Consider the following 11,636-nt stretch of genomic DNA (forward strand, 5'->3'; position numbering starts at 1 on the left):
CGGGCCGCCGGCAGCGTTCGCGACCGCAGGTCAGGACGGCCAGAGCAGGCGCAGGAGGTCCGCCGTACGGGCGGCCGCGCCGGATCCCGCTTCGACGAACGCCCGGGCGGCCCGGGCGTGGCGCCGGCGGCGAAGCGGGTCGGCCAGCCCGGTCAGGGTGTCCGCGAGCGCGCCGGCCGGGGAGACGAGCCCGCCGCCCGCTGACGCGAGGGCGCGGGCGTCGGCCCGGTCGTGGCGCGGGCCGAAGACGACGGGCAGCCCGGCCGCGGCGGGCTCGAGCACGTTGTGGAGCCCGGTGCCGCCCAGGCCGCCGCCCACATAGGCCGCATCGCCCGCCGCGTACAGCTCCGCGAGCCGGCCCACTTCGTCGAAGACGATGACGGAGGCGTCGGGCGTCGCGGCGGCATCGCCGATCATGCTCCAGCGGATGATGCGTTCCCCGCGGGCCGCGCACGACGCGACGAGAGCGTCGACGTGCGCGGCGGTCGGCTCGTGCGGCGCGATCACGAACTGCCAGCCCGGGCCGCCATCCCGCCGCACGGCCGCCGCGGCATCGAGCAGCGCGCGTTCGTCCGCGGGCCACGTGGAGCCGGCGACGAGCCGCGGGGTCGCCCCGTCCGTCGCGCCGAGCGCGTCGCGGAGAGCCGCGGCCGAGCCGTCGGCGCGGGCGCGGTCCGCCCGTTCGAGCGCGAGGTCGAACGCCCCGTCCCCCGTCACTGCGAGCGCCCCCGGCCGGGCGCCGAGCGCTTCGAGTCGCCGCGCGTCCTCCGGGGTCGCGGCGCCGACCGCGTCCAGGCGCGCATACGACGCGCGGAAGAGCCGGCGGGCGAGGGCGCCGGAGCGCCGGCTCCCATCGCGGACCGTGCCGTTGATGAGCGCGGCGGGCACCCCGGCCCGTCCGGCCGCGGCCACGAGTCCGGGCCACACGTCCAGCTTCGCGAACACGAGCAGGCCTGGCCGCACCGCGGCGAGCACGGCATCGCAGTCGCGCGCCCGGTCGAGCGGCGGGGGGCCCGAATGATCCGGGTCCAGCCACGCGAGTGCCGCCCTGCCCGACGGCGAGCCGTGCGTGACGACGAGCTGCGCCCGCGCGCCCGCGCGCGATCCGGACGGTGAACCGCGCAGACGCCGTATGGCCGGCACTGCCCCAAGCAGTTCGCCGGCGGAAGCGCCGTGGAGCCACACGAGCGGCCCGGGCTCCCGGCTCCGCCCCCACGCGGCGAGCTCCGCGGTGGCGCGCCGCCGCGCCGCGAGCGCCCGCGCGATGTCCGGGCGGGTGCGCTGAAGCAGGGGAACCGCCGCGAGCGCGACGCCGGTCGCCGCTCCCGTAAGACGCGCTCCGGCGTTCACGACGGCGCCCCGGAGCTTTTCGCCCGCATCCCGTCTCCATATTCTCCCGCGTGCGCTATCTCGGGAACAAAACGAAGCTCGTCCCCTTCCTGCTGGAGACCGTGGACCGGTTCCAGGAGACGCCCGGCGTTGCATGCGACCCGTTCGCCGGCACCGCCAGCGTGTCGGCGGCGCTCAAGGAGAAGGGTTGGCAGGTCCATGCGGGCGACCTGATGGCGTCTTCCTACGCCCTCCAGGTCGCGCGAGTCCAACTCGACGCGCACCCTCGTTATCCCACCTCGCTCCTGCCGCCGGCGGCCCGCAACGGAAAGCGCGAGATCGGCTACCGCACCCTGCTCGAGGGGCTCGCCGAACTCGACGATCCCCGCAGCGGGTTCATCTCCGAGAATTACACGAGCGACGGAGCCGGCGGCCGGGAGCACGGGCGCATGTACTTTTCCCCCGAGAACGGACGGCAAATCGATCGGGTCCGGACGCGGATCGAGCGCTGGACCCGCGGATCCTCTCACAGCGAAGCCGCGGCCCAACTCCTGATCGCGACGCTCATCGAGGCCGCCGACCGGGTGGCGAACACGACCGGCGTGTACGCCTCGTTCGTAAAAACCATGCAGCCGAACGCGCTCCGCCCGCTCGAACTCCGTCCCATCGAGCCGACCCGGCGCCGGGAAGGCGCCGGCGCCTGCAGCGCGTTCCGCGGACCCGCCGCGCGCCTCCTGGCATCCATCGGTCCCGTCGATCTCGTCTATCTCGATCCCCCTTACAACGGCCGGCAATATCCCGCGTATTATCACATCCCCGAACTCCTCGCGCTCGGCTGGGCCGTGCCGCCGGAGATCCGGGGAAAGACGGGACTCATACCCGACGAGGCGCAGCGCTCGGACTGGTGCCGGAAGCACCGGGCTGCGGACGCCCTGCGGGAGGTGCTCGAAGCCGCGGACGGACGCCACATCCTGTTCAGCTACAACGACGAGGGGCACCTGGCCCGCGCCGCCATCGAGGGGGCGCTGCGCGAACGCGGACTGCCCGACAGCTACGCGTTCCACAACCGGCCGTACCGCCGCTACCGGAGCGACGCCGACGGCCCGCAGCGTAGCTACCTGCGCGACGACGTGCGGGAACACCTCCACTACGTGAGGTGCGCGTGAGCAGGATACGCCGGTTGGGCGCCCGCCTCTCCGTCTCCCGCGCGCGCGCCGGCCTCGTGCTGCTCCTGCTGAGCGCGGGCGGCTGCTCGCCAGCGTACGTCCTGCGCGCCGGCTGGGAGGAGGCCCGCATTCTCTCGGCGCGCCGTCCCATCCGGGCCGTGATCCACGACACGACCGTGGCCCGCGAGACCCGCGACAAGTTGCGGCTCGTCCTCGACGCGAGAGACTTCGCGGAACGCGACCTTGGGCTGCGCGCGGGCGCGAGCTACGAGTCGTTCACGCAACTTCACCGCGACACGCTGGTCCTGATCGTGCTCGCCGCCCCGGAGTTCGATCTGCGCTGGAAGACCTGGTGGTTCCCCATCGTCGGCCACGTCCCCTACAAGGGATACTTCGACTTCGACGACGCCCGCGCGGAGGCCGCCGGCCTGGCCGAGGAAGGCTACGACGTCTCGGTTCGGCCGGTCTCCGCCTTCTCGACGCTGGGCTGGTTCCCGGACCCCATCATGTCGACGACGCTGCGCCTCGACAGTCTCGGGATCGTCGAGACGGTGATCCACGAGATCACGCACAGCACGTACTTCCCGACCGGTCAAGCGGATTTCAACGAGAGTTTCGCGAACTTCGTCGGGTACCGCGGCGCCATCGAGTTCTTCTGCGACGCGGTGGCGGATGAGAGCGCCTGCGTGCGGGCGCAGTGGAGGTGGGAGGACACGCGCCTGTTCGGCCACTTCTTCCATTCCATCCTTGCGCCGCTGGAGGAGGTGTACGCCTCCGCCATGCCGGACGACGCGAAGCGGGCGGCAAAACGCGAGGTGTTCGAGGCGGCGGCCCAACGCTTCGAGACGGAGTACAAGCCGCGGCTGCACGCGCAGTACGGCTCGCTCGACCCGGACGGTCTCGACAACGCGTGGATGATCTCCCGCCTCCTCTACTACACGAGGTTGGATGACTTCGAGCGCGTGTACGAGTCGCACGGCGCGCTGGTGCCCTCCGTCGAGGCGCTGATGCGGGAGACCGCGACCGGCGACCCGTGGGAGGCCCTGACGCGCCTCTTGGGTCCCGCGGACACGGGCCCCCGCCAAGGGGACGGCTCCGAGACCACGGAAGGTTCGAGATGACGGAACCGTTCGTCTGTGTACGCTGCGATCGCGACGACCCGGGCCGGATCGAGCGCGTCCCGTTCCCGAACGAACTCGGCCGTCGGATCGTGGCCGAGATCTGCGCGCCATGCTGGGAGGAGTGGAAGGAGCGGCAGATGCTCCTCATCAACCACTACGGGCTCAAGCTCCACGAATCCGCGGCGCGCGAGTTTCTCTACAAGAACCTGCGGATCTACCTCTTCGGCGAGGAAGGCACGGCCGCCTCCATCGACGCGAGCGAGGAAGGTTCCGTCGAGTGGTAGAGCCCGCGCTCGCCGACGGTGCTAGGAAACCACGAGGTTGAGCATCCGGTCCGGCACGTGGATCACCTTGCGGATCGCGACCCCGTCGAGGCGCCGGATCACGTTCGCCTCGGCCAGCGCCGCCTCGCGCACGACCTCTTCGGGGGCTCCGCGCGCGACCCGGATCGTCGCCCGCAGCCGGCCGTTCACCTGCACCGGAAGTTCGACCTCGTCCACCACGAGCTTGCTCTCGTCCCAGGCCGGCCACTCCGCGTGATCGAAGATGCTCGACTCGCCGCCGAGGCGGGCCCACAGCTCCTCGGCGATGTGGGGCACCATCGGCGCGATCATGATCACGAGCGGCCACACCTCGTCGACCGAGGCCGTGCGCCCGCCTGAGCGCACCGTGTTCAGGTAGTCCATCGCGGCAGCGATCGCCGTGTTGTAACTCAGCGCTTCGAGGTCCTCCGATATCTGCCTGATCGTGGCGTGCAGCGCCCGCTCCACGCCGGCATCGTCGAATCCCGTGCGCCCCGCCTCGGCCGCCGCCGTCACGCTGTCCCACACCTTCTTCAGGAAGCGCTCGGGCCCGGCCAGACCGCTGTCGCGGAAATCTCCACCCCGCTGGAAGGGGCCCAGGAACATCAGGTACATGCGGAACGTGTCCGCGCCGAACCGCGCGATGTACTCGTCCGGGAGGATCACGTTGCCGCGCGACTTCGAGATCTTGGCGCCGTCCCTGATGAGCAGGCCGTGCTTGCGGAAGCGGTCGTACGGCTCCTCGAACTCAAGGTGCCCGAGGTCGTGCAGCACCATCGTGAGGAAACGGGAGTAGAGGAGGTGGAGGACGGAGTGCTCCTCGCCTCCGATGTAGCTGCTGACGGGCAGCCAGTCGCGCGTCCGGTCGGGGTCGAAGGGCCGGTCGTCGAACTCGGTCGAGGGATAGCGCAGGAAGTACCAGCCCGAGTCGAGGAAGGTGTCGGAGACATCGGTCTCGCGCCGGCCCTCGGCGCCGCACTCCGGACACGTCGCCGCGTGGAACTCCGGGTCGCGCGCGAGCGGACTCACGCCCGTCTCCGTGGGGCGGAAATCCTCCACGTACGGGAGGACGACGGGGAGATCCTCCTCCGGCACGGCCTGCGGACCGCAGGTGTCGCAGTAGATGATGGGGATGGGCGGCCCCCAGTACCGCTGTCGGGAGATGCACCAGTCGTGCAGCCGGTAGTTGACCTCCGTCGCCGCGAGCCCGCGCTCCGCAAGCCACTCGGTGATTGCGCGCCCGCCCGCGTCGGCCTCCATCCCGCTGAAGCGTCCGGAGTTCACGAGAATCTCATCGGGGGTGTGCTCGACGAAGGCGGCCTCCGCCTCGCCTTCCCCGACGTCCGCGGGATCCGCACCCTCCGGGAGCACCGCGCGGGAACACACGACCTGGACGACGGACAACCCGAACCGGCGCGCGAAATCGAAGTCCCGCTGATCGTGTCCGGGCACGGCCATGATCGCGCCGGTGCCGTAGTCCATGAGGACGTAGTCGGCGACCCAGACCGGGATGTCCTCCCCGGTGGCCGGATTCCGCGCGTACCCGCCCGTGAAGACGCCGGTCTTCTCGCGATCGTCCGTCTTCTGCCGTTCCACGAGGTCGACGGCCGCGGCGGCGCGCGCGTAGCCCTCCACCTCGGCGCGGCGCTCGTCCGTCGTGAGCCGCTCGACGAGGGGATGCTCCGGCGCCAGCACCATGAAGCTCGCGCCGAAGAGCGTGTCGGGGCGTGTTGTGAACACCTCGATCCGGTCTGCCTGCCCGGCGGCCGCGGCCCCCGAACTCGCCGCCGTGTCCGAGAGCGGGAAGTGCAGCCGCGCGCCCTCGGAGCGGCCGATCCAGTTGCGCTGTGCCGTCTTCGTGGTCTCGGACCAGTCGATCCAGTCCAGGTTGTCGAGCAACCGCTGCGCGTAGTCCGTGATCCGGAAGAACCACTGGCTCAGCATCCGCTGTTCGACCGGGGCGTCGCACCGTTCGCACAGCCCGCCGATGACCTGTTCGTTCGCAAGGACGGTCTTGCACAGCGGGCACCAGTTGACCGCGGCCTCCTTCTTCTCCGCCAAGCCCGCCTTGAAGAGCTGGATGAAGATCCACTGCGTCCACTTGTAGTAGCGCGGATCCGTCGTATCGACGGTGCGGGACCAGTCCGCCATGAGCCCCGCCGCCCTCAGCATCCGCTCGAAGTTGCGGACGTTCGAGGGGATCAACTTCATCGGGTGCGTGTCGACCTTGAGCGCATGGTTCTCCGAGTGGATGCCGAACGCGTCGTATCCGATGGGCTCGAAGACGTCATCACCCCGCAGGCGGCGGAAGCGCCCGTAGATGTCGGCCCCCGTGAAGGCGTACAGGTTCCCGACGTGGAGCCCCTCGGCCGACGGATAGGGGTACATCATGAGGTTGAAGAACGGGCGCTCGGCGGCGTCGAGGTCGGGCTCGTTCGTCCCGTTCTCCTCCCACCAGGCCTGCCACCGGGCTTCGATGGCGATCGGGTCGTACATGGGTCGCGGGTCCGCTCCGTCCAGGGATCACGCCGGGGAGATGCACTAGCAGTCCGTGGCAAAGACCGAGACGGCGGCACCCTGCGGAGGCCGCCGTCCGACCGCACAAAATGGGGCCGGAACGGCGGCCGAACAACTTGGGACGCTTAGCTCTCCCGGCCCGGGCCGGGGACCCTGTCGTCGAGGCTGAACTTGCCGCTGCCCGTCGTCCACAGGAAGAGGAAGATGGCGCAGTACAGGACGGCGAGTTCTCCGCCGTTCACGATCGGCCAGAACTCCATCTCGCGGGCGAAGAAGTGGCGCCACCAGTAGACGACCGCGAAGTGCCCCGTGAGGATGAAGGCGACCCAGCGCGTCCGGATCCCGAGGATGATGAGGATCGGCAGGAAGAACTCGATGAGTCCCGCGATGCCCACGGGCCATGAGAACCAGTTGCCGACCGCCTCCCTTCCGAACATGCCGAGGAGCTTCTGGGCTCCGTGCTGCCATAGCATGAGGCCGGCGGTGACCCGGAGCACGGCGTGGGTGGTTTCCTTCGAGACGGGTGCATTCATGACGCCTCCCATTTGGGGGGGGCTCGGCGTCCGCGCCGCTTGCAGGCCCGGAAGTGCCGCCGTAGCCTTGCGACCCATGATGCCGGTTGATTCTCCGCGCGCACAAGACGGGGAGTTCGAGGGCGAAGTCCCCGTTCACATTCCGCTGGTCCTCCTGCTGACCCTCAGGGACCTCGACACACCCGAAGATCCGCGGGAACTCGAGGAGGTGGATTTCTCCCTGAACCTGCGGCGCCGGCTTGGGCTTTCGAGCGTCGTGCTCAAGCAGATCCGCCGCTACGAGGAGGACGGCGGGGATGTGCACGCCGCCGAAGTGGCGAGCCTGTTCGAACTCGTCGCGAAGCGGATCGACGCTCGGGAGATCTTCGCCGCAGCGGGACGCCGCGTCACGCACGAGGCTTTTGGCCCCGGCGGGCGGGTGGCCCTGCGCCTGGGATGGCGGTTGATCCCTCTCCGCCTCCGCCGCATCCTCGCCTGGCGGCGAGTGAAGAAGATCGCCCGCCGCCTGACTCCCTCCTCGAAGATCTGGCTCGCGAGGGACATGAACGGGCTCGCAATCAAACACGGTCTCCCTGTCCTGGCCACGGCCGACAGGGGCGGAAGCGGCTGCGAGATCGTGTCGGGGATCATCGAGGAGTCGTTCCGAATGTACCGGGCCGGGGAGGGCGACGTTTCGCACCCGCAGTGCGAGGCCATGGGGGGCGAGTACTGCCTCTGGGTGATCGAGCCAACCCCGACCCCAGACGCTTAGCAGCCCGTGGCAAAACCCCGCGTCAGCGTCGAGAGCGGTGAAGCGCTCGCCTGACTCAGGTCATGTGCGGTTCGATGTGGACGGTCACGTCGGTGAATCCGATCTGGGCGGCGACCCGCCGCTCCACTTCATCGGCGATTTCGTGGGCGCTGACCACCGTTTCGGCGGGTTCGACCCGGATCGTGAGTTCGGCGAAGCGCCCGACCGACTTGCCGCGCGAGCGGACCCCCGTCACGGCACGCACGCCGGGCACGCTGCTCGCCACGCCTTCGATCTCCCGCGGATCGACGGCCCGCTCGTCGACGAGGACGGGGATGGTCTCGCGGAAGATCTTGTATCCCGAGCGGGCCACCACGAGCGCCACGGCGAGGGCGAGCCATGCATCGGCCGGAGCCCATCCGGTCCAGTCGGTGATCGCAAGCCCGGCCAGGACTGCCGCCGTAACCAGGACGTCGGACGCGGTGTGCCGGGCGTCCGCCGCGAGGATTTCGCTCGACAGCCTCCGGCTCGCCCTCGCTTCGCCCAGCGCGACCGCCGCGTTCACGACGAGCGCAGCGGCGAGCACCCCCATCATCGCGGGCTCGACATCCGGCGGAGCGCCACCCTGAATCAGGCGGTCGAGGGCGCTCTGTACCAGTTCGAAGAAGGTGACGGAGAGGAAGGCCGCCACGGCGAGCGCCGCGAGCGTTTCGAACTTGCCGTGTCCGTAGGGGTGCTCGGCGTCGGGCGGAGCGGCCGCGAGGCGCATCGCGGCGAGGCCCACGACGTTGTTGATCGCATCGACGCCCGAGTGGGCCGCGTCGCCCAGAACGGCGATCGATCCCGTGCGCAGTCCCACGATCAACTTCGCCGCGATCACCGCCACGTTCGCGAGCAGCACCCACAGGAGTATGCGGCGCACCCGTCGGTGGCGGTCCGCCGTCGAGTTCACCGCCGCGGACTCATCGCCTGAAGCGACGCCCCCGGCTGAAGTCCGGCTTGGTTGAGTACGGCTCGGGCTCTTCCCCGTCGTCTTCTTCGTCTTCAACGTCCGCATCCCGCATCACGGCGTCGAAGCGGCTCGAACGGGCGCGCCGGCGGCCTCCCAGCAGCCAGCGCCAGGGCGACTCGCGCGGCGCCCTTCCTGTCGGCGCGTGCTTGTCGTAGAGCCCGGGAGAGCCGAGCCCCACCCAGATGCCAAAGGCGAGGGCGCAGAGCGCGCCCAGGGAGCCGGCGATGATCAGGATCCAGGCCAGCGTGTCTTCGGTCATGAAACTCCGTGCTTCGTCGCGCCGGGGCGCCGGGTTCTTGCCTGCGCCTCCGGGCGTCGTCTACTGTCACGCCGGGCCGCCCCCCGGCCGGCCCACTAGATGGTGCCCCCGGCGGCTCCGTGACAAGCGCGACCGTCCATTCTCTCCCTTCCGATCCGAGCGATTCCATGTCTGAACAGCACCGGGAAATCGATGTCCTGCTGGACGAACAGCGGACTTTCGAACCGTCGGCGGGCTTCGTCGCGGCCGCCCACGTGGGCGACCGCGGCCCGTACGACGAGGCCGAGCGGGACCGCGAGGCGTACTGGGAGGCGTGGGCGCGCCGGCTCGACTGGTTCACGCCCTGGGACACGGTGCTGGAGTGGGATCCGCCCTTCTCGAAGTGGTTCGTGGGCGGCACGCTCAACGCCGCGCACAACTGCCTCGACCGCCACCTGGAGACGCGCGGTTCGAAGACCGCGCTCATCTGGGAGGGCGAGCCGGGAGACATCCGTCGCTACACCTACCGCGAGTTGCACCAGGAAGTGTGCCGCTTCGCGAACGCGCTCAAGGGGCTCGGCGTGGGGAAGGGCGATCGGGTCGCGATCTATCTCCCGATGGTTCCGGAAGCCGCCATCGCCATGCTCGCCTGCGCGCGCATCGGCGCCCCGCATTCCGTCGTCTTCGGAGGCTTCTCGCCGCAGTCCCTCCGCGACCGGATCGAGGACGCCCATGCCACATGCGTGATCACGGCGGACGGGGGATATCGGCGCGGCGGGATCATCCCGCTCAAGGCGAGCACGGACACCGCCATCGAGGGTCTCGACTACGTGAAGAGCGTCGTCGTCGTGCAGCGCTCCGCCGTGACCGACCCTGAGGCGGCGCCCCACGGAGGCCGCGTGGACACGCCGTCCTGCGAGATGACCGAGGGCCGGGATCACTGGTACCACGAGCTGATCGCCGCGGCGGACGCCGATTGTCCCGCCGAGCGGATGGATTCGGAGGACCTCCTCTACATCCTCTACACCTCCGGGACGACGGGGAAGCCGAAGGGCGTGATGCACACGACCGGCGGCTACATGACGCACGTGACCGCGACCGCGAAGTGGGTGTTCGACCTCAGGGAAGACGACATCTACTGGTGCACGGCGGACGTGGGCTGGGTGACGGGGCACTCCTACATCGTCTACGGCCCGCTCGCGAACGGGGCGACGGTGGTGATGTACGAGGGATCGCCCGACTGGCCCGACCGGGGCCGCTTCTGGGACCTGTGCGAGCGCTACGCGGTGACGGTGTTCTACACGGCGCCGACGGCGATCCGCGCCTTCATGCGGTGGGGGGACGACTGGCCGGCGAGCTACGACCTCTCGAAGCTCCGGTTGCTCGGGACGGTGGGCGAACCGATCAACCCCGAGGCGTGGATCTGGTACGACCGCCACATCGGCGGCGGGCGCTGTCCGATCGTCGACACGTGGTGGCAGACGGAGACGGGCGGAATCATGATCACGCCGCTTCCCGGGGCGATCACCACGAAGCCCGGGACGGCTACGGTCCCCTTCCCCGGCATCGAGGCGGCGATTCTCGACGAGGACGGTAACCCGGCGGAATCCGGTTATCTGGCGATCACCTCGCCGTGGCCGGGGATGCTGCGGGGGGTGTGGGGGGACGAGGAGCGCTACCGCGAGACGTACTGGTCGAAGTGGCCCGACATCTACTTCCCCGGCGACGGTGCGCGGGTGGACGAGGACGGCTACTACTGGATCATGGGCCGCGTCGACGACGTGCTGAACGTGGCCGGCCACCGGATCGGGACCATGGAAGTGGAGTCCGCGCTCGTCGACCACGAGGCCGTCGCGGAGGCCGCGGTCGTGGGGCGTTCGGACGAGATCAAGGGACAGGCGGTGGCCGCGTTCGTGAGCGTGGTGGAGGGGACGGAGACCTCCGAGGCGCTGCGCCAGGAACTGCGGGGGCACGTGGCGGCGCAGATCGGCGCGATCGCGCGGCCGGCCGACCTCATCTTCGCCGCCGAACTGCCGAAGACGCGGAGCGGAAAAATTATGCGGCGCCTCCTGCGCGACGTGGCGGAGGGACGGGCGCTGGGCGACACGACGACGCTCGCCGACCCCGCGGTGGTGAGAAGCCTGCAGCAACAATTCGCCGATAGCGAGGGCTGACCGGGTAGAGCCAGCCACGCCAGCGCCCGCCCGCCACCGCCCATGACCCCGCCCTCTTCGGACACCGGTTCGCGGAGGGCGGGTCAACTCGCGCTCCTCGCGCTGGTGGATCTGCTCGCGATGAGCCTCTGGTTCTCGGCCAGCGCGGTCGTCCCCGAGCTGCGCGACGCGTGGGGGCTCGACGATGCCGGGGCGGCCTGGCTCACGACCTCCGTGCAACTCGGCTTCGCGACGGGGGCCGTTCTCTCGGCGCTGCTCACACTCTCCGACGTGTGGGACCCGCGTCGGCTCATCGCTGGGTCGGCCCTGCTCGGCGCGGTCGCCACCGCGGCGATCGCGGTCTTCGCGGACGGACTCGCCCTCACCATCGTGCTCCGGTTCGTGACGGGGGTCGCGCTGGCGGGGGTCTATCCGCCCGGGATGAAGATGGTCGCGGGCTGGTTCCGCGCGGGACGCGGGATGGCGATCGGGATCCTCATCGGCGCCCTCGCGGTCGGGAGCGCGCTGCCCCACC

Annotated in this window: 11 protein-coding genes; 6 read left to right on the top strand and 5 right to left on the bottom strand. The window is 70.2% G+C overall.

The annotated features are described in order from the left end of the window. Positions 1-30 precede the first annotated feature (30 nt). Positions 31-1,350, bottom strand: a complete 1,320-nt coding sequence (locus RN729_RS05020) for a glycosyltransferase N-terminal domain-containing protein (protein ID WP_310782583.1) — start codon at positions 1,348-1,350, stop codon at positions 31-33. Positions 1,351-1,400: 50 nt separating this feature from the next. Here RN729_RS05020 and RN729_RS05025 point away from each other — a divergent pair, with 50 nt between their 5' ends. From RN729_RS05025 to RN729_RS05035, 3 genes are read left to right on the top strand one after another with little or no spacing between them, the layout of a single operon-like run. After that, a complete protein-coding gene (locus RN729_RS05025) occupies positions 1,401-2,495 on the top strand; it encodes a DNA adenine methylase (protein ID WP_310782584.1) in 1,095 nt (364 codons plus the stop codon). Continuing rightward, positions 2,492-3,616, top strand: coding sequence for an aminopeptidase (locus RN729_RS05030; protein ID WP_310782585.1), 1,125 nt, complete (start codon positions 2,492-2,494; stop codon positions 3,614-3,616). The genes RN729_RS05025 and RN729_RS05030 overlap by 4 nt, the downstream gene beginning before the upstream one ends. Beyond that, entirely contained in the window at positions 3,613-3,900 is a 288-nt protein-coding gene (locus tag RN729_RS05035) for a Fe(2+)-trafficking protein (RefSeq protein WP_310782586.1), read from the top strand. Before RN729_RS05030 ends, RN729_RS05035 begins: the two co-directional genes overlap by 4 nt. A gap of 21 nt (positions 3,901-3,921) precedes the next feature. On the opposite strand, the gene leuS is transcribed toward RN729_RS05035, so the two are convergent. Next, the gene (leuS, locus tag RN729_RS05040) at positions 3,922-6,414 is read right to left on the bottom strand and encodes a leucine--tRNA ligase (protein WP_310782587.1); all 2,493 of its coding nucleotides are present in this window, start codon (positions 6,412-6,414) and stop codon (positions 3,922-3,924) included. A 146-nt stretch (positions 6,415-6,560) separates the two neighbouring features. Then, the gene (locus tag RN729_RS05045) at positions 6,561-6,968 is read right to left on the bottom strand and encodes a DoxX family protein (protein WP_310782588.1); all 408 of its coding nucleotides are present in this window, start codon (positions 6,966-6,968) and stop codon (positions 6,561-6,563) included. 79 nt (positions 6,969-7,047) lie between these two features. Here RN729_RS05045 and RN729_RS05050 point away from each other — a divergent pair, with 79 nt between their 5' ends. Continuing rightward, positions 7,048-7,719: a hypothetical protein gene (locus RN729_RS05050; RefSeq protein ID WP_310782589.1), complete on the top strand. Its 672-nt coding sequence runs from the start codon at positions 7,048-7,050 to the stop codon at positions 7,717-7,719. Between the two features lie 55 nt (positions 7,720-7,774). On the opposite strand, the gene RN729_RS05055 is transcribed toward RN729_RS05050, so the two are convergent. After that, positions 7,775-8,650 (bottom strand): cation diffusion facilitator family transporter, encoded by an 876-nt coding sequence (locus RN729_RS05055; protein WP_310782590.1) that lies wholly within the window; start codon positions 8,648-8,650, stop codon positions 7,775-7,777. A 10-nt stretch (positions 8,651-8,660) separates the two neighbouring features. Then, on the bottom strand, positions 8,661-8,969 hold the full coding sequence (locus RN729_RS05060; RefSeq protein WP_310782591.1) for a hypothetical protein: 309 nt from the start codon (positions 8,967-8,969) through the stop codon (positions 8,661-8,663). A gap of 167 nt (positions 8,970-9,136) precedes the next feature. Here RN729_RS05060 and acs point away from each other — a divergent pair, with 167 nt between their 5' ends. Continuing rightward, entirely contained in the window at positions 9,137-11,122 is a 1,986-nt protein-coding gene (gene acs, locus RN729_RS05065; RefSeq protein ID WP_310782592.1) for an acetate--CoA ligase, read from the top strand. Positions 11,123-11,164: 42 nt separating this feature from the next. Beyond that, positions 11,165-11,636: MFS transporter (locus RN729_RS05070; RefSeq protein ID WP_310782593.1), on the top strand; the 472-nt coding region annotated here is incomplete at its 3' end.

Origin of the sequence: Candidatus Palauibacter polyketidifaciens (assembly GCF_947581785.1) — a bacterium.
GTDB lineage: Bacteria > Gemmatimonadota > Gemmatimonadetes > Palauibacterales > Palauibacteraceae > Palauibacter > Palauibacter polyketidifaciens.

Bases quoted from the DNA above. Each gene is read 5' to 3' on its own strand.
- acs (WP_310782592.1), top strand. From the start codon at position 9,137: ATGTCTGAACAGCACCGGGAAATCGATGTCCTGCTGGACGAACAGCGG.
- leuS (WP_310782587.1), bottom strand. From the start codon at position 6,414: ATGTACGACCCGATCGCCATCGAAGCCCGGTGGCAGGCCTGGTGGGAG.
- RN729_RS05060 (WP_310782591.1), bottom strand. From the start codon at position 8,969: ATGACCGAAGACACGCTGGCCTGGATCCTGATCATCGCCGGCTCCCTG.
- RN729_RS05045 (WP_310782588.1), bottom strand. From the start codon at position 6,968: ATGAATGCACCCGTCTCGAAGGAAACCACCCACGCCGTGCTCCGGGTC.
- RN729_RS05050 (WP_310782589.1), top strand. From the start codon at position 7,048: ATGCCGGTTGATTCTCCGCGCGCACAAGACGGGGAGTTCGAGGGCGAA.
- RN729_RS05035 (WP_310782586.1), top strand. From the start codon at position 3,613: ATGACGGAACCGTTCGTCTGTGTACGCTGCGATCGCGACGACCCGGGC.